The following is a 20,213-nucleotide window of genomic DNA, read 5'->3' on the forward strand; positions in this document are numbered from 1 at the left end:
TTTTCCATTTTTATAGAAAAAAACGCCCATCCCTCTTCTTTCTCATGGAGGGATGGGCGTTTTTCGACAGTCTGAAACTTCTTGGATTTTCTCCAAGAAGTTTTTTAATAATTATTATCTTACATGGTAAGTGCTCCGCCGTCTATCAAGTACTCTCCGCCAGTGATAAAGCGTGCTTCATCAGATGCTAAAAATAGAACACAATAGGCTACGTCAATAGGTTGTCCAATATAAGGAAGTGCACCAGTTGATGCAGCGTATTCTCTGCTTTCATTTGTTTTTAAAACATCTTTAAGCATTGGAGTGTCAATCGTTCCAGGATGCACGGAGTTAACTCGAATCGATTCTTTTCCATACGTAAGAGCCGCGTTCTTAGTTAGTGTGCGAACAGCCCCCTTACTTGCATTATAGCCAGCTCCACCAACACCATAGATGCCAGCTAAAGAGGAGATATTGACAATTGAGCCCCCACCATTTTTTTGCATATCTAGAATAACATATTTCATTCCAAGAAATGTTCCTGTTGTATTGATCGACAAGATCTTTTCAAACTCTGATTTGCTAATTTCTGTTACTGTTTTAAAGCTCAAAATTCCAGCATTATTAACTAGAATATCAATTTTCCCAAATTCCTTAATTCCTTCATCCACAACTTTTTGCCAATCTTCTTCATTTGAAACATCTTGTTTCATTGCTAATGCCGTGCCGCCATTTTCTTTTATTTTATTTGCAAGCTCATCTACTCCTTCTTGTTGCAAATCTGTGATAATGACTTTGGCTCCTTCTTTTGCAAACAATTCTGCTTCAGCAGCTCCTTGTCCACGTGCAGCTCCTGTAATTAATGCTACTTTGCCATCTAAACGTCCCATTTAGATTTCCCCCTTTTCCACTATAAATACTACAATTTGAGTATACATAACTTTAGTAACCGTTTTCAAAATATATGCTTGCAGAGTGATTCACAAGCACTTATATCATTTATAAATAACAAAAAAGCTGATGAAGTTTTAGTTTCATCAGCTTTTAACTTTCGATCAATTAATTATAAGAAAATAACTTTATAAAGCAAGATAGCCAAGATTGCTGCAAGAATTGGAGCTGCAACGGGAATCCATGCATAATTCCACTCTGAACTTCCCTTATGTTTTAGCGGAAGAAGAGCATGTGAAATACGTGGTCCAAGATCCCGTGCTGGGTTAAGACCTGGTCCAGTTGGTCCGCCAAGTGAAGCTACTAGTGTCCAAACAAGGAAACCTAAAGCTAAATGTGCTGTGCCTAAATTATCTGCAAAAAACGGTGCTTTGGTAATTCCTAGAGCACCAAAGAACAACACAAAAGAACCTACAAATTCATTCACAAAACCGTTAGTTTTGCTTCGAACAGCATTGATTGTTGAAAAAGTTCCAAGAATGTGGTCCGGCGTTGTTGTCCGATCATAATAAGGCTTGTAACAAGCTACTACGATTAATTGTCCAACCATTGCACCTGCAAATTGAGCAATAATATAAGGAACAACTTCTCCCCAAGGGAAAAGCCCTGCTACTGCAAGCCCGATTGTAAACGCTGGATTGATGTGGTTCCCGCTAATTCCGCCAAACATCATGGCAGGAATCATAACCCCACAGCCGTAACCAACTGCGATTAGCATCCAGTCACTTCCAAATCCTTTTGTTCCTTTAAGATCGACGTTCGCTACTGCACCATTCCCTAAAATAATTAAAAGTGCTGTACCAAAAAATTCAGCGAGCAGCCGCGTCATAAGCGTGTAATCCATCCAAACTCCTCCATTTGCTACAAATTTCACAAAAATATACGAACGCCTTTTTGAACCACGCAAAACTTTCTATGCTGTGAAATTTAAAAGCAAATCAAGCTGCAAACTGTTAAAAAGCGCACGATTAAGTTCATTATACCCCTCTTCAATAATTTATCAAGTCATGGTTTATTAATTTGAAAACGATTTACTTCGCTTATTCCCTTCATTGAAAGCGTTATTTTTTAAATTAAAATTTTTTGAACAAAGAAAACTGAGCAAACAAAAAGACACATAAACTTCAAGAATACGCTTCAATCTGTTTATGTGCCCCCTACTAAATCAGCCTAAGTCTTGTCCTGTGATAAAGATATAGCCTAAAAGGAATATATTAAGCGCGACAATAACCGCTGTGACAATCCACGCAATAATTTGGACGGGAATAGAATTCGCAAATTCTCCCATTTTTTTCTTGCTACTTGTGAAAAGAACAAGTGGAACAACAGCGAATGGCAGTTGCAAACTAAGGATTACTTGGCTCCATAAAAGAAGTGACCCTGTTCCTTTAGCGCCAGAAATCAACGTTACAATGAAAACTGGAATGACCGCAAGCAAACGCGTGATTACTCTTCTAAGCCAAGGCTTGATCCGTAAATGAATGAATCCTTCCATAACAATTTGCCCACTGAGCGTTCCAGTAATCGTGGAGTTTTGCCCAGAAGCAAGGAGCGCCACGGCGAAAAGTGTACTAGCCAGCCCAACGCCAAGAGTAGGTCCTAAAAGCTTATAAGCTCCTTCAATTTCGGAAACAGCAAGTCCAGTTCCATGAAAAGCTGCCGCTCCTAAGATCAAAATCATTGAATTAATAACAAAGGCGATTGTTAGTGAAAACGTGGAGTCAATCTTGGCAAATCGAACAGCTTCACGTTTTCCTTCCACAGTCCGATCATATTTTCTTGTTTGAACGAGTGATGAGTGCAAATACAAATTGTGAGGCATTACTGTTGCACCCAAAATCCCTAAAGCAATAAATAGCATTGCAGGATTTGTTACGACTTCAGCATGTGGCAAATAGCCTTCAAGCAAAGCGCCCATTTTCGGATGAGAAGCCACCATTTCGAAAGCGAAGATCACAAAAATCGTTGCCATCAATACGATAACAATGGATTCAATGATTCGGAACCCTTTTCTTTGAAGCATCAATAAAAGTAGCACATCTAACGTTGTAATAGCTACCCCACCTAGAAGCGGAATGCCAAATAATAAATTTAAAGCAATCGCTGAACCTATAACTTCTGCAATATCAGTTGCAATAATGGCCAGTTCAGTCAGTATCCATAAAACAAAAGAAGCTTTTTTCCCAACCGAAGCTCGAGTAGCTTGAGCTAAATCTTTACCAGTTGCAATCCCAAGTTTGGCAGAAAGCGACTGCAAAAACATCGCAATTAAGTTTGAAAGTAAAATAACACTCAAAAGTGTATATCCAAAACGTGCTCCCCCGGCAATCGAAGTTGCCCAGTTACCAGGATCGACGTATCCAACTGCTACAAGGGAACCAGGTCCCATGAATGCCAATAATTTTCTAAAGAAGCCTGCATTTTTTGGAATTGCGATGGAGCTATTTACTTCTTCTAAGCTCACATTATGCGTTTTCGAAACCCATGCTTCTTTTTTTGATTTTTTATTCAGTGTAAGTTCGTCTTGCTCCATAGCCAATCCTTCTTTCTCTTTTTCAACTAACTTTATTTTGCACCAGGGAAACTTTTTTGTCAAGAGGAAAGTAAAAAAGCCTTGACTACCTTTTGCTCGTCAAATAAAAGAAGTTGAAATCAGCCGATTTCAACTTCTTTTTCTGACAGGTTTGCTTGACTGGAATCGAATCATCAAATCAAGCAAGGCGCAAACCAAAATAGAAAGCAGACTCGTGATAAGCGGTAGGCTTGTCAATTGATTAAGCAAATAAAAACAAGCTAAAAGCCCAACAAGGCCCATCTCTTTCCAAATAGAAAACTCAATTTCTGCTTTTTTATGAAGGCTGAAAACAACTTGCTTGGACAAAAAGAACAGCGCTACGGACCCATATAAAAACAGTAACAACAAGCCCTTGTCTAGATGCCCTAAGAAAAGCAAATGGATATTTGCCGCAAGCATCATGATAGCAATGATAATAAAATAATGTCCATATAAGAAAACTTGACCATTGGTCGCCCTGTTTTGATCGACAACATGTTCGAAACTATGGAAATAGGATGCCCACAAAATGGCGATGATCACGAAGCTTAGAAATACATAAAGTAGCGTATGCGGGTCTGTTACTTTTTCGGCAAGAATGCTTGTTATTGCGACAATGGTTTCTCCGAAGGTAATGATGACGAAAAGGCCAAAACGCTCTGCTAAATGAGGAAAATGGACAGGGACTTTTTGTAGTTTTTTTCCGTTTAGAAGCGGCAACAAAATGTCTAGGAAAATCCCGGCATACATGATGAAAAATCGGCTATTTCCTTCAAAGAAAATCGCGCTGAGAGAGATAAGGATACCTACTAAGAATAATCTACCAAGCAAGTTAGCTACTCGTTTTTGTTCTCCGTGGTATCTTTTGGCGACTGTAAAATATTGGATAACGGTGAACAAGCGAATACCTGCATAACCGATGATAAAAGTGTAGAACGTGTCTGCAAATTCAAGATCAAAGCTTGCGGTCATCAAAATGAGAAAGAACATTTGGCTGAGCATAAAGAGTTCTGGGTGGCTTATTTTCTTGCCAAAACGATTGTAAAACATGGTTTGCCCGACCCACGCCCAAAACATTGGCGTCACCATTAGCAAGTATTCGCCAAAGTACAGCAGCGTGTGCTCAGGGTGATGATCGATTGTGACGAAAAGATGGGTGGTCGACGAGACGGCGGTAACAAAAATTAAATCAAAAAAGAGCTCAAGCCAGGAGACTTTTCGCTCTTCAAAAATTTGTTTTTTTACCATTAGCGGTTCGCTTCCACTTCTTGATATTCCGCTTTTTTTTGAAATTCAGATTTGGCAAATGGACAAAGCGGAATTACTTTTTTATTCTCATTTTTTGCTTTTTGGACAGCACGCTTCACAAGTTCTTGCGCAATGCCTTGTCCTCTTGCTTCATCAATTACACCTGTATGATCAATGATAAGCATTGTTTCACCAGCATTTGAAAACGTAACTTCACCGACTTCTTTTCCCGTTTCATTGACAGCATAAATTCGGTTTTCACCATTTTTATATTCAATCATTTTTTCTAGCCTTCTTTCTGAATATATTGAAGTGCTCCACTCGGACAAGTGTCAATGACTCGCATTACTTCTTCTTTTGAAGCATTATCTGGGAGTATCCATGGTTTCCTATCTAAATTAAAAATTTCTCCATTTCCCCGCACACAATTCCCCGAATGCTCACAAATTTGTGTGTTAAAGTAAACGTCTACTTCCTCTCCACGATATTTGCGGTATCCTTTTTCAAGCAATTCTTTTTCAGTCATTAAAACTGTCCTCCGTTTCTTAATTAAAAAATGGATTTGTTGCTTTTTCATGCCCAATTGTGCTTTTTTCGCGATGTCCTGGGTAAATCACCATTTCATCTGGTAATGTAAATAGTTCGCGCTGAATAGCTTCAAGTAACATGTCCTGATCCCCAGTATAAAGGTCTGTACGCCCAATGCTCCCATTAAATAGCGCATCACCCACAATGGCAAAATCATCAAAAATAAAGCTGACACTACCAATTGAATGTCCTGGTGTTTCGACCACTTTAAAGCGGATTCCATTAAAATCATACGTTTTTAGTTCAAAAGTGAAGTCAGCTGGTTTTGCTTCAATCACTGGCAGACCACGACTCGGTAACGAAATGGATAAGTTATGTTCAGGATTTCCCAGCCATTCTTCTTCTTTGGGACTTACATAGACAGGAATTTGATATTTTTCGCGAATCGCATCAAGAGCCCCGATATGGTCATAGTGCGTATGGGTAAGTAAAATAGCGACCGGCGCTGCACCCGTCTTTTCGATCATAGCTTCGATTCGTCCAGGCTCACTTCCCGGATCAATAACAAGAAGTGATTTCCCATCATGAACGACGTACGTATTTTCTTCTGCAATACCTGTTACAATATGTTCAACATTCAACATAAAATTACCTCACTTTTGCGAAATTCTATACAAATTATAACAACCATAGGCTAGAAAAGGAAATAATCGTTCTCGAAATTTGTTTTTCTACCGGCAATATACTAAAATGGTGAGGAAAACTTGTTGTTTTTAAAGGAGGAAATAAAATGACTAAAATGTTACATACATGTATTCGCGTTCAAAACCTAGAAAAATCGCTTGAATTTTACGAAACGGCTTTTGGATTAAAGGAAGTCCGCCGGAAAGATTTTCCGGAATATGAGTTTACACTTGTCTATCTTGCTTTTTCAGAAGGCGGATTTGAACTAGAGCTCACTTATAATTATGATAAAGAAGAACCGTACGAACTAGGTGATGGCTATGGCCACCTAGCTGTTGGCGTTGATGATTTAAAAGCATCTCATGCGCTTCATCTTGAAAAAGGTTACACAGTAACTGACCTTAAAGGTCTTCCTGGAAGCGAACCAAACTATTACTTCATTACCGATCCAGATGGGTACAAAACGGAAGTTATTCAAAATAATACGCTATAATAAAAGCTGCGCCGAAATGGTGCAGCTTTTATTCATCGTAATATACAATCATGTAATTCCGACCGCGGTCGTTATCGTAACCTTGAACAAAATCAGCTTCATCTAGGTTTTCTAAGTCTTTGATCGTTAATGTAATGTTTTTCCCCAGTTTCAATGTTTTTCGAACTTTCTTGTTTAGTTTTTCAGCTCGTTCTTCATCTACTTCAAACTCTACTGGGAAATGTAAATTATTTTCTTGCTCAAAATTCTCGACTGCCGTTTTGAATTCTGCTTGTTTAATGGGATCTTGGAGCGCTTTTTCTGTAAAGGTATCAATTTGAATATTCTCTTCTTCTTGCCGATACTCGTTAGCCGCTTTCACAAATTCTGATTTTTCAAGTAGTGATTCTTCTTTTTGTTTGATATAGTCTGTGCAAAGTTCAACAAAATTCTCTGTTAAAAACTTGTTATCTACTGTCCGCTCAACACTTAAAAACCGGTCCTTCCAATAAATCGAATCATTTTTGGTAAGCTTGCTTAAAACAAGGACTTTCCCGCCTTTTTCAGCTTCAGCATTTAAAATCAAACAGCCTTTATCGAGATCCGCGCCTGTAATTCCTTTATCGTAACTAATTACAAATTCTTTGCCATTAAAATTGTTTTTTAGGTAGACTTCTTTATTTTCTACTTTAAAAATGCCTAGCCCACTGCACATCTCTCCATCAATAACTAAACCTTCCATTTCAAAAACCCAAAGATCTCCACTTTTAATATTAGGGTGTGTAGAAACACTATAAAGATGCTTTAAAATGTTAAGCGTGTCTTCCAAAAAATGACTGGAATCTGCGAATATATTTTGGCTGTAAGTATAAACTTCATTAAAATCCAAACTAGTTTCATGAGTAAAATGAAAATAATCATCCGCTTTGAAATTTTCAAGGAAGATATTAAGGAGCGTCCCATTTAGGTCTTCGGGAAATTCAGTTAGCATATTTTGTGCTACTTCATAGCCCTCTTCTTGCGCTTGGTTTCCAACGAAATGAATCGCTAATTTTTTTATTTTAGCATAAGTAAAATCCAAAAGTCTTTCCTCCTTTTTTCCAAAAATAACAAGGTTTTGCTATACTTAAAATCAAAAGGAGTCGATTGATTTGGCAAAACCAGAATTTATTCAAGCTGTTTATAATATCATCTTGCAAATTCCCGAGGGAAAAGTAACCACGTACGGGCAAATTGCTTATATGATTGGGCATCCTAAAAATGCTCGCTTAGTCGGTAACGTTTTAAAACATACGGATCGCTCTCTTGATATGCCATGTCATCGTGTTGTTAATTCAGTAGGGCGAACGGTTCCTGGCTGGATTGAACAAATTCAGTTACTCAAAAAAGAACGAGTTCCCTTTAAAGAAAATGGCTGCGCCGACTTAAAAAAGTGTTTTTGGCAAGGCTCCCATTAAAAAAAGAGCTTTTCCATTTCCACAAGAACACCTGATTCATTATTCGTTGGCGCAACATGTTTAGCCGCTTTTTTCACGGCTTCTGGCGCATTTCCCATTGCAAAACTCGTTCCAACCAGGTCTAACATTTCAAGGTCATTTCCGCCATCGCCAAATGCAGCAGCTTCTTCGCTAGAAAAATTGAACTGCTTCAATACAAATTGAATCGCGTTTCCTTTGTGCATGTTTGGCTGGATCAAATCGATGCTCCCATGTCCACTACTTACCGGAATCGTGATATGACTTATTTCACCATGTAGCTCTTCTAAAAGGCGTTCTGTCTCTTCTTCTGGACAAGAAAGAGCTATCTTTAATACATCATCATCAATTTGATTATAATCCGAAACTTTAAACATCACAGGACAGTAAAATTCAATTGTCTTGATAAAATCATCTGGAACACTATCTAAAATATAAGCCCCTTTTTTGCCACATACAATCACTCGGAAATCCGTTTTCAGACTCAGCACTTCCAAAACCTTTTCCACATCGGCTTTTTCAAACGAACTCGAAAAAATTTCTTCTCCATGTTTTGTGACCATAGCACCATTATCCGAAATAAAGGTAATTTTTTCTTTGATAGGCTCAAAAAATTGTACAAGCTGAACGTACTGGTTTCCACTTGCAACAACAAATTCAGCTTCCTGTTTTTGCATCTCATCAAACACCTTGGCAAATCTGTCCTCATCGTAATGTTTTTGGTCGTCTAAAAATGTTCCATCCATATCTACTGCTACTAATTTAATCATGTGCAATCCTCTCTGCTTCTTTTGAAGGCACTTCCCTCAAAATAGTATTTGTTTCTATTTTAGCACAAAACAGAACTCCATTTGATTCTTAGCATAGAAAAAGCTGTACCTAATTCGGCACAGCTTTAAATAAATTCATGATCACGTGCTATTCCCTTTTTTGTGTTCCGATAAAGAATGATACGATAGCTACTAAAATAATAGCACCAATGATCGACGGAAAGATTGCCATTCCAGCGACATGTGGACCCCAGCTTCCTAAAAGCTTTTCGCCAAGCCAAGAACCAATTAAACCAGCTAAAATATTCCCAATCCATCCTAACGGCATTTTTCTGCTTGTCAAAACGCCTGCAATGATACCTATAACAGCACCAATAATAAGTACCCAAATTAAATGAAACATCACATTCACCTCCCTGTATTTTTTACCTCTTAGGAAGGTATTTTAAACTTTTCAGGTTGCTTTTTGACCTGACATAACGAAAAAAGCTGTACCGCAATGGGTACAGCTTCTTTCAGCGCAATCAAAAGGAGAAATTCACACAATCAAATAAAGGGGGTATTTGTTTGTGATTTATTTCACGGTAATAATATACCATATCTAAATATATAATTCAATACTTCACAAACTTTTTTTAGAATTTTTTTCTCATCTTTTTCTTTTGTTTATAATGATGAAAAATTAGCTTTCCCTCACTGTGTTATTATTCACAAGCAAACAAAAGAACAGTCTAACAAATTGGCTTTATTAGGATATTTTCTTTCAAACTAAACGAATAATACAGTATCTTGCACATTTTGAAAAAGAGGAAGCTTTCTCAATTAGAGAAGCTCCCTCTTAAAACTTTTTTTGTAAATTTATAATTTCACAAAGTTTAATTTTCCAGTTTTTCAAGCTCGACTAAGCGCTCTTCAAAAACTTTCAGTGCATCTTCAACAACTTGGCTACTCGTCATATCCACACCTGCACGTTTTAAAACTTCAATGGGAAAATCTGAACTCCCCGCTTTTAAATAATCTAAATATGCTTCGACAGCCGGAGTTCCTTCATGTAAAATTTTAGCACTTAATGCAGATGCAGCAGAAAAGCCCGTCGCATATTGATATACATAATAATTCATGTAAAAATGCGGAATGCGGGACCACTCATAGCCAATTTCAGGATCATATTGAACCGAATCACCGTAATAATTTTTATTAATCTTGAAATATTGTTCAGTCAAGAACTCCGCAGTTAAGGCTTCACCATTTTGATCTGCTTGATGGATTAAATGTTCGAATTCAGCAAATTGAGTTTGACGGAAAACAGTTCCTTTAAATCCATCTAAATAGTGGTTGAGTAGATAAGCTCGAACTTTGGGATCTTCATATTTCTTAAGCAAATAATCCGTTAAAAGGTTTTCATTCGTTGTTGATGCTACTTCCGCGAGAAATATCGAATAGTCTCCATAAATATAAGGTTGATTCGTTCGTGTATAGTAACTATGAACGCTATGTCCTAATTCATGAGCTAGTGTAAACACATTATCAATATTATTTTGCCAGTTTAGCAAGATATAAGGATTGGTGCTATACGCTCCTGATGAATAGGCCCCACTTCGCTTACCTTTATTTTCAACAACATCAATCCACCTATTTGCGAAAGCTTTTTTGAGGATTTCTTGATACTCTTCGCCTAATGGTTTCAAAGCTTCTAAAACGAGCTCTTTCGCTTCTTCATAAGTGAATTCTAATTTCACTTCACTCGAAAGTGGTGTGTACATATCATACATTCGCAAGTCTTTTAAGTCCAAAACTTTCTTGCGCATAGCAACATAACGATGTAATAGTGGTAAATGTTGATTAACCGTTTGTACTAACGAATCATATACCGTTTCAGGAATATGGTTTCCAGAAAGGGCTGCTTCACGAGCCGATTGATAGCCTCGCACTGATGCATAAAAATTAGATTTCTTCACCTGACCATTTAACGTTTGTGCAAGAGTATTTTTTAAGCCTTCATAAACGGAATAGAGTCCTTTGAACGCTTCCTCGCGAACGCGACGGTCACCGCTTTCAAGTAGCTTCCCGTAGCGACCATGCGTAATTTCAACTTCATTACCATCCTCATCGCGAATGACCGGAAACTTCAAATCAGCATTGTTTAATGTGCTGAATGTATTCGAGGAACTGCCAAGTACTTCACCCGCATTTGCTAAAATCGCTTCTTCTTTTTCAGATAAAATATAAGGGCGACTTAAATTTAATTCTTCAAGAACGTGCTTGTATAATTCAAGTTCTTTATTTTCGTTTAGGAACGCTTCAAGGCGCGTTTCTTCAATGGATAAAATTTCAGGATCAAAATAACTTAACCCCGTAATTACTTGTGTGATCAGACTTCCCGCACGGCTGTTCATTCCTTGATACGTTGCATCTGCTGTATCTTGATCAAGCTTCAAATGCGCGTATACATATAATTTTTCAAGTCGATCAAAAAGTGCATCGCGAAATTTCAAAGCAGTTAGGAGTGCATCTGCACTATCTCCAAGTGTTCCTTTAAATTGTTCACTTTGCTTGCTTAGTTCTTGAATTTCTTTAAATTCTTTTTCAAAAGCCTCGTCTGACGGGAAAATAGTTGTAAGATCCCAAGTCAGTTCTTCTGGCACTTCATTTCTTGTAGGCAATGCTCCTATTTTGTTCTCTGCCATCTTAAAACCTCCCCAAATCAATCTTCCTTTTTATTATGATCTAAAAATCATAAAAATGCAAAAATCATAAATTAAGAAAAAATTTGTGGGGTTTGTCTCCATTTCATTTTTCTCATCAATCGGTAGTTACCACTTGAAATTTCAACAAGTATCTCTTTTTCTTCCAGATAAAAAAGATATTCTTTTAACAGCTCTTCTGCTTCTTCTTCATGAAAGGCCAGCACTTTTAATGGTACTATACAAGCTCGAAAACGTTCAGCAATTGCTTCGTACGCAAAACGCTCTCCTACTTCGAGCCGATCAAAGAAATGAATCCAAAGTGAAAACTGCCATTCTACTGGAGCTGTATGGACAAGAAATTGTTTACCCAATTGCACTCCGACTTGAAGGGGTAAATGATAAAGTGAGAAACCTGAATGATAGAGTTCTTGCATAAAATGACTGCGCGACTTATATTTCGCATAGTAGTAACAAAGCCGTTCTCGCTCAATTTCGCGGTGCTGAGGCTGATATTTTTTCCGTTTTCCTCCTTTGACCGCGCTCATTTTCTGCTTCATTTCGCTAAGCGGGAGGGCTAACGGGAGAAGCAAACGCTCTCCAAAAAAGTATTTACTTCCTGCATGGAAAAGATGGTGGATACACTCGATTCTTCGTTTTTCTGGTTGAAAGAAAAGCAAATAATAGCCCAGTTCGTCACTTTTTCTAATGAAACATTGTTGAAAATTGGAAAAAGCATAGCTGAATTTATTTTTTATAATGTCTTGACCTAGTAGCCAAATCGGAGTAAGTCTTTCAGATAGATAATCATTTGTTCGCTCCAACAATTGAGAAGTTGGAATCGTCGAGCACTGAAACTCAACAGCATACTGCCCATCAACCAAAAGATCTGCTTGTCTATGAATAGCTTTAAGAAAGCTTTCTAGTTTTACTTCAAATCCTTGATAAAGCAGCCAACGACACAACTCCTTTTTCCCCAGTAAATGTTTTCTCGTCTCTCCTTCTGAAGAAAAGCGGCATCTCGTTCCCTGCTTATGCGCAAAATGAGGCAATTTAATATCACCACATTTAAGAATTAGCTCTTCTCCACATGCTGGGCATAAAAAGGAACCCTGTTTCGCCTTTAAATGTGAAATGTTCGCCTGTGTAGCTGTAAAATAGTCACCTTGTTTGTTCTTTGCTGTAAACATTTCCAACATCCTTTACTCGTTTTATTTATTCATTTCGACAAGACGTCTTCAAAACCCTTCATTTAATTTAAAATCGCAAAAAAAGACTCGTTTCTATATTTTAGAAACGAGTCTTATTTATTTCTTAATCCGCAAAATACTGTTTTACTTGTTCTAGAGCTGGATTATCAAAAATCAGTTTACCGTATTCGTCCAGCATATAACCTGTTAAGCTTGATTCAGCGCCATACTCAAGCAATATGCTGACCGTATTGTCAATGTTTGATTCATTATATTGAGTTTCAGGAAATTCCACATAAAGGAAATATCTATCTTGATAAACGTAGAGCTTCGTGTCTACATTTTGAAGTCCAGATGCTTGACTCATTTGAATTAAATCTTCAAAGTCATTAAATGACAAGACAAACTCTAACGTGCCTTCATCGTCCTCCGAATCCTTTTTAACTGGATTAAAGTTTTCTTCTAACATTTTCTCAATTCGTTCCTCAGCAGCCAGTTCATCTTGACTAGCCGAACTAAGTTCAAAGTTCCCTTCGCCTTGTTTCGACAAATTCGCCTTCGTTACAAATACTTCTAGACCATGTTTTAAAGCTTGGACTTGTATCCAGAGCGGACCTTCAGGAGCGAACTCTTCTTCATACTTCAGCTCATCCATCATTTCCCAAAAAAGCTCTTCACTCTTTTCGCGATCATACCAGACATCTTCCTGATTGAAGCCGCGCTCTTCGAGATCCAGATAAGAAATGTAAAATTTAATTGTATCCTCATTAATTCGTTCAATTTCCATCGTCACACTCTCCCTTCCAATTTAGTCACTGACAACGAAGGGTAAACTTCATACTTATATTTTATCTTATAATAGATGATTATACCACCTTTTATTCTTTTGGGCTCTTATCTTACCTCAAAATTAAATTTTGTGCAAGTTTCCGAACTGAACAAAAAAGCTGCCGGAAATCTTAGTTAGATTTCCAACAGCTTTCAATTAGTTGACCATTTTTTGAGCTTCACGCAATTGATAAGTTCTTACCTTTCTTGGCAAGAAACGACGAATTTCGTCTTCGTTATATCCAACTTGGAGACGCTTTTCATCGATAATAATTGGACGTCTTAAAAGCCCGGGGTTTTTCTGAATCAATTCAAAAAGCTCTTGCAGAGGCAAACTGTCTAAATCAACATTTAGCTTCTGAAATGTTTTTGAACGAGTTGAAATAATTTCATCGGTTCCATCTTCCGTCATACGAAGGATTTCTTTTATTTCATCTAAACTTAACGGTTCAGAAAAAATATTTCTTTCTTTGTATGGAATTTCATGGTTTTCCAACCAAGCTCGTGCTTTGCGACAAGATGTGCAACTAGGTGAAGTGTATAACGTTACCATTAGACATTCACACTCCTTAATCGGTTAATTTTTTTGTTTCATTCAAAAAACGAATTGCTAATCCATTCTCTTTTTGAAAATAGCAATCAAGAACCTACATTCTCATTATACACTAAAATTGTGAAATTCTATAGGGCTATTTTAAATTTTTTTATTCGACTAGAAAAAGGATTTAGTGAGTCGTCAAATGTATCTTACCCTTACTATACATTCCTTAAACTAAATCAGCATGAAAAAAAAGATGTGAAAATTAAAATTTAATGAGAATCTTATTAATTTATTTTCACAAATATAAAAAGAACCTCACTTACGCGAGGCTCAAACTCAGTTCTTATTTCATCGCTGCATTTGTCAGCTTTGTATGTTTTTCTTTATACATCTTTTCTTCTGCTTCCGAACAATATACATAATGTCCAGGTGCAATTTCACGCATTTTAATTTCTTCTCCATCTTTATACTCATGCAAGCTCGGATCATAAAGTTTACGAACACGAGAACGCTCGTAATTCGGATCTGGAAGTGGAATTGCAGATAGTAAAGACTCAGTATATGGATGAAGCGGCGCACGATATAAATCGTCAGCTGGAGCAAGTTCCACTAGCTTCCCAAAATACATAACGCCAATACGATCACTAATATATTTAACCATCGAAAGGTCATGTGCAATAAACAAATACGTAAGTTCTTTTTCTTTTTGCAGATCTCGCAAAAGGTTAACTACTTGTGCTTGAATAGAAACATCCAAAGCAGAAATAGGCTCATCAGCAATAATAAATTCAGGTTGAACAGCTAACGCACGTGCAATCCCAATTCTTTGACGTTGACCGCCAGAAAATTCGTGAGGATAACGTCCAGCATGTTCTTTACTCAATCCTACTGTTTCCAGTAAGTGATAAACTTGTTGTGTTGCTTCCTCAGGCGTTTTGGCAAGCCCATGAATTTTAATCCCTTCCGCAATAATATCGCGTACTTTCATACGTGGATTAAGCGAAGCATATGGATCTTGGAAAATCATTTGCATTTTTCTACGGAATTCATGCATTTCCTTACGGCTCTTCTTAGCATGTACATTTTTTCCTTTGTACAGCACTTCACCACCCGTTGCATCATACAACCGAATAATCGTTCTACCTGTTGTTGATTTACCGCAACCTGATTCTCCAACAAGTCCAAGCGTTTCGCCTTTATAAATATCGAAGGAAATATCGTCCACAGCACGCACTTCATTAGCTTTACCTTGGTTAAAGTACTGTTTCAGATTATGAATTTCGAGTAATTTTTCTTTCTCACTCACCTTGCTCAACTCCCTTCGCATGAACAGCTTGCATACCTGGGTGTTCTTTTGCAAATTGCTCTTGTCGTCTCAGAACAGCATCAGGAGGTGTCACCTCAGGAGCATCCGGATGCAGTAACCAAGTCGCCGCATAATGTGTATCCGAAACTTTAAACATCGGCGGCTGTTCTTCTAAGTCGATTTGCATCGCATATTGATTCCTCGCCGCAAAAGCATCACCTTTTGGTGGTTTCAAAAGATCTGGTGGCGTCCCAGGAATCACGTAAAGTTCTTCATCATCCGTATCAAGCGTTGGCATGGAGCTAATTAGTCCCCAAGTATACGGGTGTTGCGGATTATAGAAAATTTCATCTACCGTTCCAATTTCCACAATTTTCCCAGCATACATAACCGCAACGCGATCAGCAACATTCGCTACAACGCCAAGGTCATGCGTGATAAAAATAATGGACGTGTCAATTTTCTTTTGAAGATCTTTCATTAAATCAAGAATCTGCGCCTGAATGGTTACGTCGAGCGCCGTAGTTGGTTCATCTGCGATCAGAATCTGTGGGTTACAAGCAAGTGAAATCGCAATAACGACACGTTGCCTCATTCCTCCAGAAAATTGGTGCGGATACTGTTTAATTCGTTCTTCCGCATTTGGAATCCCAACAAGTTGCAATAAGCGTAGCGCCGTTTTATGCGCTTCAGACTTGCCAATTTTTTGGTGCTTAATTAGCGGCTCAGAAATTTGCTTGCCAATTGTCATCGTCGGGTTTAAAGACGTCATCGGATCTTGGAAAATCATTGCGATATCTTTCCCACGAATTTTTTGCATTTGTTTTTCACTAGCAGTAGCCAAATCTTTTCCACCGAAAAGGATTTGACCAGATTTTATTTTCGAATTGCTTTCAGGAAGAAGTCGCATAACGGCTTTCGTTGTAACTGACTTTCCTGAACCAGATTCTCCCACGATAGCAAGTGTTTCTCCTTTATGAAGATCGAAGCTCACTCCGCGAATCGCTTGAACTTCACCGGCATAAGTGTGGAAGGAAATGTGCAAATCTTTTACTTCTAACAATTTTTCCATCGTTCCTCACCTTTCCTTTAGTCGCGCATTTTCGGATCAAACGCATCGCGAAGCCCGTCTGCGATTAAGTTAAATGCTATCATGATTATACAAAGTACAACGGATGGATAAAGAACCATGTACGGAAGTACTTGCAAGGTCTTATAACCATCATTTATCAATGTTCCAAGCGAAGCTGTCGGAGCCGGAAGACCAAGTCCGATAAAGCTTAAGAAAGCTTCGAAGAAAATGGCACTCGGAATACTGAACATAACATTGATGATAATGACGCCAGAAACATTAGGAAGTAAATGTTTTACAAGAATCTTAGGAAGAGACTCACCAAGCGTTAACGATGCAAGCACGAATTCCTGATCTTTTAGTTTCAAAACTTGTCCCCTGACAACCCGGGCCATGGTTATCCAACTGGTCATCGCAATAGCAATGATAATAGACATAATCCCTGGATCTAGTATAAGAAGCATCAAAATAACAACAACAAGGTTTGGAATTGCAGAAATAACTTCAAGTATACGTTGCATAATATTATCTGTACGACCTCCAACAAAACCAGAGATCATTCCATAAGCAACACCGATGACAAGGTCACACAATGCTGCTACTACAGCGATAATAAGTGAAACTCGTGTTCCTGCCCAAATACGTGCAAACTGGTCACGCCCAAGCGTGTCGCTTCCTAGCCAGTAATAAGTACCTTCTTTAACATTTTTTTGTTTATACACATCTACATCTTGCCCACCGATATTTTGATGTCCGTTCCAAAACGGCATGTTTTCAAATCCCGGAACTTTTGGTGGCAAACTCGCATATGGTGTATCTTGATAGTTAACACTGCGATTTGGTCCTAAATTTGGAGAGAAATACTGTCCAAAAATAGCCATAATGATAATCACACCAAGCACAATCAGTGATACAAGTGCAGCTTTATTTTTTCTTACCCGAAGCCATGAATCTTGTAGGAAGGTGAGACTAGGGCGCGAAATTTTTTCTGCTTCTGCATCTTGAACTTGCGCTGGCTGAAACATTTCTTTTGCAATTTTTTCTGCCATTATTTCTTACCTCCCGACACACGAATTCGAGGATCAATCAATCCATATAGAATATCTACTACAAGAATAATAAAGATCAACATCACAGCAAATAAAATGGTTGTTCCCATGATAACCGGATAGTCATTGGTTTGAATAGATGAAACAAATTGGCTACCAATCCCTGGAATTCCATAAATATTCTCAATAACAAGTGAACCAGTCATAAGTGATACAGAAAGTGGTCCAAGCACTGTAATCAGTGGAATTAAAGCATTTCGAATCGCATGCTTCACTGCAATTTCTGTACGACTGTTTCCTTTTGCTTTAGCAAGTAGAATATAATCCGAAGCAAAAACGTCAATCAGTTCAGTTCTCATAAATCTGGCTGCTGTTGCAAGTGGGAACATCGCCAGTGCAAACGCCGGTAAGATAGAATCAGCAAAAGTTCCCCAGCCAGCCACTGGAAGCCATTGTAATTTTGCTCCGATCCAATATTGCAAGACCGTAGCGAAAACGAAAGAAGGAATGGATTTCCCGAGTATCGCGATGAAGGTACTGGTATAGTCCGGCCACCTATTTTGATACATCGCGGCAATTACCCCGAGTATAACCCCAAATAATAGTCCAAAAACCATTGCTTCTAGTGCTAGAGTCACTGATGGTCCGATAAGTGCTCCTAAGATTTCAGACACTGGACGGTTATCAAGTTGGAAAGATACTCCTAAATCTCCTTTTACAAGTCCTGTCATGTAATTAAAATACTGAACAGGAACCGGATCATTCAACCCATACTTTTCATTCATGATGTGAATCTGTTCATCAGAAAGTTTCTCCTGATTCCGGTAAGGTGTACCAGGTAAAAGCTTCATTAGGAAGAATGTAACCGAAGCAATGATGAAAAGCGTAATTAACATGTAGAAAATGCGCTTTAACGTATATTTTGCCATCCTTTCTCTACACCTCCCAAATTTTTCATTTTATATTGGATAAGCTAGTTTAAATCAAGCCCACCTTAAAGGATAAGACACAATTCACTTTGCTTGTTTTTTCTAAGTAAAAACTTCTCGCCATGAGACTACAAGTATCATCAAAAAGGAGAGAGTATACCGAAATATACTCTCTCGTTTCAATCAAGTATTTCTTATAGATATACTTTATTTAGTCAGATACGTATGTTTGTACGTATAGTCTGGACCAAATGGATTCTTTTGTAAGTTTTTGATGTAATCTTTTTGCAAGTATGCATTAGCACGGTGATAAAGTGGTTGGATCGCTACATCATCCGTAAGTAAGATGTTTTCAGCTTTCACCATTTCATCCCAACGTTTTTGCGTTTCAGCCGCATACGTATCAGATGCATCTTTAAGAATCTTATCGTAGTCTGGGTTCGAATAACTCATTCTGTTTTGCGAACCACCAGTTTTAAATAGGTCTAAGAATGTCGATGGATCTTGATAGTCAGGACCCCAGCCACTCATTGAGAAGTCATAATCTTGGTTTTGGTCATTTTGCAAGCGAACTTTAAATGGAACGTTTTTAAGTTTAACTGTTAATCCATCAAGATTTTTTTCAAGTTGGTTTTGGATAAACTCAGAAGATTTTTTCGCATTTTCAGTATCGTCACTTGTGAACTCAAGTGTTACTTTATCTGTTCCAAGTTCTTTCAGACCTTGTTTCCAAGCTTTTTTAGCTTCAGCTTTGTCATATTTCAAATGTGCGCCAGATTCTTTCACGTAATCCTTATCATTTTTCGGATCAAATGTGAATTCAGGTGGCACTAAGTTATTAGCAGGTTTCGATCCGTTTTGCAATACAGTATCTACATAAGATTTTTTATCAATGGAAAGTGCAATTGCTTTACGGATATTTTTGTTTGCAAGTGGTGTTTTTTCACCTTTGCGCTCTTGGTTAAATTTGATGTAGAAAGTAGACGAATCGTTTACCACTACATAGTCTTTGTTGCTCTTATTTTGTGCTGCGTATTCAGCGCTTAATACAGTACGGTCAGTTTTACCTGTGTTATAAAGGTTAACGCCAGTACCAGCATCTTGAACTACTTGAACGTTGATTTGTTTCAACTTCACATTTTTCTTATCCCAGTACTTATCGTTTTTCACGTAAGTCCATTTTTTATTTGTTCCTGTCCAGTCTTTAAGTTGGAAAGGACCGTTGTATAGAATGTTATCACTGTTTTGAGCGTATTTTTCGCCTTTTTCAGTTACAAATTTTTCATTAAGTGGGAAGAATGTTGGGAATGCAAAAAGTGAATTGATGTACGCTGTCGGTTTCGAAAGTGTTACTTCAAGCGTTGTATCGTCAACCGCTTTAACTCCTAATTCTTCAGGTTTTTTCTTACCTGCTACGATGTCGCTACCGTTTTTGATAGCATCAAATAGATAAGAATATGTTGCGGCAGTGTCTGGGTTAACAGCTCGTCTCCAAGAGAATACGTAGTCGTTTGCTGTTACAGGGTCGCCGTTAGACCATTTCGCGTCACTGCGTAATTTGAAGGTATAGACTGTCTTATCATCACTAATTTTCGGTTCTTCAGCGGCACCGGAGATGGCAGCTTTGCCGTCTTTATCAAGTGCATACAGACCTTCATTTGTTTGGTTAAGTACATTTAGCCCTACCTGATCATCCGCTTTTGAACTATCTGCCGATGGAATTAGTGCGCTCTCTGTTAAATTAAGTACTTGCTCTCCAGAAGCTTTGCCAGAGTTAGTGCTCTTGCTATCTGAACTTGAAGAATTTCCTCCTCCACAAGCTGCAAGAACTAAGCTCAGCGTTAGTGTAAATCCAAGTGCAATAAATAATTTAGATTTCTTCACTAAAATACCTCCCTTTTTTATTTTTCTGAAAAATTGTTTCACTTATAATTATACTCTAATAATTAAAGA

21 protein-coding genes are annotated in these 20,213 nt (G+C 37.9%); 2 read left to right on the forward strand and 19 right to left on the reverse strand.

Features of this window, described 5'->3' with window-relative positions:
* Positions 1-119: 119 nt before the first annotated feature.
* The 7 genes from HCK02_RS09900 to HCK02_RS09930 form a co-directional block, all read right to left on the reverse strand.
* Positions 120-869 (reverse strand): SDR family NAD(P)-dependent oxidoreductase, encoded by a 750-nt coding sequence (locus HCK02_RS09900; protein ID WP_167629955.1) that lies wholly within the window; start codon positions 867-869, stop codon positions 120-122.
* 173 nt (positions 870-1,042) lie between these two features.
* Positions 1,043-1,774: an MIP/aquaporin family protein gene (locus HCK02_RS09905; RefSeq protein WP_167629956.1), complete on the reverse strand. Its 732-nt coding sequence runs from the start codon at positions 1,772-1,774 to the stop codon at positions 1,043-1,045.
* Between the two features lie 321 nt (positions 1,775-2,095).
* On the reverse strand, positions 2,096-3,463 hold the full coding sequence (locus tag HCK02_RS09910; RefSeq protein WP_167629957.1) for an Nramp family divalent metal transporter: 1,368 nt from the start codon (positions 3,461-3,463) through the stop codon (positions 2,096-2,098).
* A gap of 129 nt (positions 3,464-3,592) precedes the next feature.
* On the reverse strand, positions 3,593-4,732 hold the full coding sequence (locus tag HCK02_RS09915) for a low temperature requirement protein A (protein ID WP_167629958.1): 1,140 nt from the start codon (positions 4,730-4,732) through the stop codon (positions 3,593-3,595).
* Positions 4,732-5,010, reverse strand: coding sequence for a GNAT family N-acetyltransferase (locus tag HCK02_RS09920; RefSeq protein WP_246215576.1), 279 nt, complete (start codon positions 5,008-5,010; stop codon positions 4,732-4,734). Before HCK02_RS09920 ends, HCK02_RS09915 begins: the two co-directional genes overlap by 1 nt.
* 8 nt (positions 5,011-5,018) lie before the next feature.
* A complete protein-coding gene (locus HCK02_RS09925) occupies positions 5,019-5,258 on the reverse strand; it encodes a (4Fe-4S)-binding protein (RefSeq protein ID WP_167629960.1) in 240 nt (79 codons plus the stop codon).
* A gap of 19 nt (positions 5,259-5,277) precedes the next feature.
* Positions 5,278-5,904, reverse strand: a complete 627-nt coding sequence (locus HCK02_RS09930; RefSeq protein WP_167629961.1) for an MBL fold metallo-hydrolase — start codon at positions 5,902-5,904, stop codon at positions 5,278-5,280.
* 146 nt (positions 5,905-6,050) lie between these two features.
* Here HCK02_RS09930 and gloA point away from each other — a divergent pair, with 146 nt between their 5' ends.
* The gene (gene gloA / locus HCK02_RS09935) at positions 6,051-6,437 is read left to right on the forward strand and encodes a lactoylglutathione lyase (protein WP_167629962.1); all 387 of its coding nucleotides are present in this window, start codon (positions 6,051-6,053) and stop codon (positions 6,435-6,437) included.
* Positions 6,438-6,465: 28 nt separating this feature from the next.
* On the opposite strand, the gene HCK02_RS09940 is transcribed toward gloA, so the two are convergent.
* Positions 6,466-7,497, reverse strand: a complete 1,032-nt coding sequence (locus tag HCK02_RS09940; RefSeq protein ID WP_246215574.1) for a nucleoid-associated protein — start codon at positions 7,495-7,497, stop codon at positions 6,466-6,468.
* A gap of 70 nt (positions 7,498-7,567) precedes the next feature.
* Here HCK02_RS09940 and HCK02_RS09945 point away from each other — a divergent pair, with 70 nt between their 5' ends.
* Entirely contained in the window at positions 7,568-7,873 is a 306-nt protein-coding gene (locus tag HCK02_RS09945; protein ID WP_167629963.1) for an MGMT family protein, read from the forward strand.
* On the opposite strand, the gene HCK02_RS09950 is transcribed toward HCK02_RS09945, so the two are convergent.
* The 11 genes from HCK02_RS09950 to HCK02_RS10000 form a co-directional block, all read right to left on the reverse strand.
* Positions 7,870-8,661, reverse strand: a complete 792-nt coding sequence (locus HCK02_RS09950) for a Cof-type HAD-IIB family hydrolase (protein WP_167629964.1) — start codon at positions 8,659-8,661, stop codon at positions 7,870-7,872. The two genes, HCK02_RS09945 and HCK02_RS09950, sit on opposite strands and share 4 nt — an antisense overlap.
* A 148-nt stretch (positions 8,662-8,809) precedes the next feature.
* Positions 8,810-9,064, reverse strand: coding sequence for a GlsB/YeaQ/YmgE family stress response membrane protein (locus HCK02_RS09955; RefSeq protein WP_167629965.1), 255 nt, complete (start codon positions 9,062-9,064; stop codon positions 8,810-8,812).
* A 472-nt stretch (positions 9,065-9,536) separates the two neighbouring features.
* Positions 9,537-11,348 carry an oligoendopeptidase F gene (gene pepF, locus HCK02_RS09960; protein ID WP_167629966.1) on the reverse strand — a complete coding sequence of 604 codons (1,812 nt, stop codon included), beginning with the start codon at positions 11,346-11,348 and terminating at the stop codon, positions 9,537-9,539.
* A 71-nt stretch (positions 11,349-11,419) separates the two neighbouring features.
* Positions 11,420-12,535, reverse strand: coding sequence for a competence protein CoiA family protein (locus HCK02_RS09965; RefSeq protein ID WP_167629967.1), 1,116 nt, complete (start codon positions 12,533-12,535; stop codon positions 11,420-11,422).
* A gap of 124 nt (positions 12,536-12,659) precedes the next feature.
* The gene (gene mecA, locus HCK02_RS09970; protein WP_167629968.1) at positions 12,660-13,322 is read right to left on the reverse strand and encodes an adaptor protein MecA; all 663 of its coding nucleotides are present in this window, start codon (positions 13,320-13,322) and stop codon (positions 12,660-12,662) included.
* Positions 13,323-13,520: 198 nt separating this feature from the next.
* The gene (gene spxA / locus HCK02_RS09975; RefSeq protein ID WP_036071091.1) at positions 13,521-13,916 is read right to left on the reverse strand and encodes a transcriptional regulator SpxA; all 396 of its coding nucleotides are present in this window, start codon (positions 13,914-13,916) and stop codon (positions 13,521-13,523) included.
* Between the two features lie 331 nt (positions 13,917-14,247).
* Positions 14,248-15,210 (reverse strand): ABC transporter ATP-binding protein, encoded by a 963-nt coding sequence (locus HCK02_RS09980; protein WP_246215575.1) that lies wholly within the window; start codon positions 15,208-15,210, stop codon positions 14,248-14,250.
* Positions 15,203-16,282 carry an ABC transporter ATP-binding protein gene (locus tag HCK02_RS09985; RefSeq protein ID WP_167629970.1) on the reverse strand — a complete coding sequence of 360 codons (1,080 nt, stop codon included), beginning with the start codon at positions 16,280-16,282 and terminating at the stop codon, positions 15,203-15,205. The genes HCK02_RS09980 and HCK02_RS09985 overlap by 8 nt, the downstream gene beginning before the upstream one ends.
* A gap of 17 nt (positions 16,283-16,299) precedes the next feature.
* Positions 16,300-17,331: an oligopeptide ABC transporter permease gene (gene opp3C, locus HCK02_RS09990; RefSeq protein WP_167629971.1), complete on the reverse strand. Its 1,032-nt coding sequence runs from the start codon at positions 17,329-17,331 to the stop codon at positions 16,300-16,302.
* On the reverse strand, positions 17,331-18,260 hold the full coding sequence (gene opp3b / locus HCK02_RS09995) for an oligopeptide ABC transporter permease (protein ID WP_036071097.1): 930 nt from the start codon (positions 18,258-18,260) through the stop codon (positions 17,331-17,333). The genes opp3C and opp3b overlap by 1 nt, the downstream gene beginning before the upstream one ends.
* A gap of 207 nt (positions 18,261-18,467) precedes the next feature.
* Positions 18,468-20,144 carry a peptide ABC transporter substrate-binding protein gene (locus tag HCK02_RS10000; RefSeq protein WP_167629972.1) on the reverse strand — a complete coding sequence of 559 codons (1,677 nt, stop codon included), beginning with the start codon at positions 20,142-20,144 and terminating at the stop codon, positions 18,468-18,470.
* Positions 20,145-20,213: the final 69 nt, after the last annotated feature.

The sequence above is a fragment of the Listeria valentina genome (genome assembly GCF_011800755.1).
GTDB classification, from domain to species: Bacteria; Bacillota; Bacilli; order Lactobacillales; family Listeriaceae; genus Listeria; species Listeria valentina.

Bases quoted from the DNA above. Each gene is read 5' to 3' on its own strand.
- HCK02_RS09900 (WP_167629955.1), bottom strand. From the start codon at position 869: ATGGGACGTTTAGATGGCAAAGTAGCATTAATTACAGGAGCTGCACGT.
- HCK02_RS09905 (WP_167629956.1), bottom strand. From the start codon at position 1,774: ATGGATTACACGCTTATGACGCGGCTGCTCGCTGAATTTTTTGGTACA.
- HCK02_RS09910 (WP_167629957.1), bottom strand. From the start codon at position 3,463: ATGGAGCAAGACGAACTTACACTGAATAAAAAATCAAAAAAAGAAGCA.
- HCK02_RS09915 (WP_167629958.1), bottom strand. From the start codon at position 4,732: ATGGTAAAAAAACAAATTTTTGAAGAGCGAAAAGTCTCCTGGCTTGAG.
- HCK02_RS09925 (WP_167629960.1), bottom strand. From the start codon at position 5,258: ATGACTGAAAAAGAATTGCTTGAAAAAGGATACCGCAAATATCGTGGA.
- HCK02_RS09930 (WP_167629961.1), bottom strand. From the start codon at position 5,904: ATGTTGAATGTTGAACATATTGTAACAGGTATTGCAGAAGAAAATACG.
- gloA (WP_167629962.1), top strand. From the start codon at position 6,051: ATGACTAAAATGTTACATACATGTATTCGCGTTCAAAACCTAGAAAAA.
- HCK02_RS09950 (WP_167629964.1), bottom strand. From the start codon at position 8,661: ATGATTAAATTAGTAGCAGTAGATATGGATGGAACATTTTTAGACGAC.
- HCK02_RS09955 (WP_167629965.1), bottom strand. From the start codon at position 9,064: ATGTTTCATTTAATTTGGGTACTTATTATTGGTGCTGTTATAGGTATC.
- pepF (WP_167629966.1), bottom strand. From the start codon at position 11,348: ATGGCAGAGAACAAAATAGGAGCATTGCCTACAAGAAATGAAGTGCCA.
- HCK02_RS09965 (WP_167629967.1), bottom strand. From the start codon at position 12,535: ATGTTTACAGCAAAGAACAAACAAGGTGACTATTTTACAGCTACACAG.
- mecA (WP_167629968.1), bottom strand. From the start codon at position 13,322: ATGGAAATTGAACGAATTAATGAGGATACAATTAAATTTTACATTTCT.
- spxA (WP_036071091.1), bottom strand. From the start codon at position 13,916: ATGGTAACGTTATACACTTCACCTAGTTGCACATCTTGTCGCAAAGCA.
- HCK02_RS09985 (WP_167629970.1), bottom strand. From the start codon at position 16,282: ATGGAAAAATTGTTAGAAGTAAAAGATTTGCACATTTCCTTCCACACT.
- opp3C (WP_167629971.1), bottom strand. From the start codon at position 17,331: ATGGCAGAAAAAATTGCAAAAGAAATGTTTCAGCCAGCGCAAGTTCAA.
- opp3b (WP_036071097.1), bottom strand. From the start codon at position 18,260: ATGGCAAAATATACGTTAAAGCGCATTTTCTACATGTTAATTACGCTT.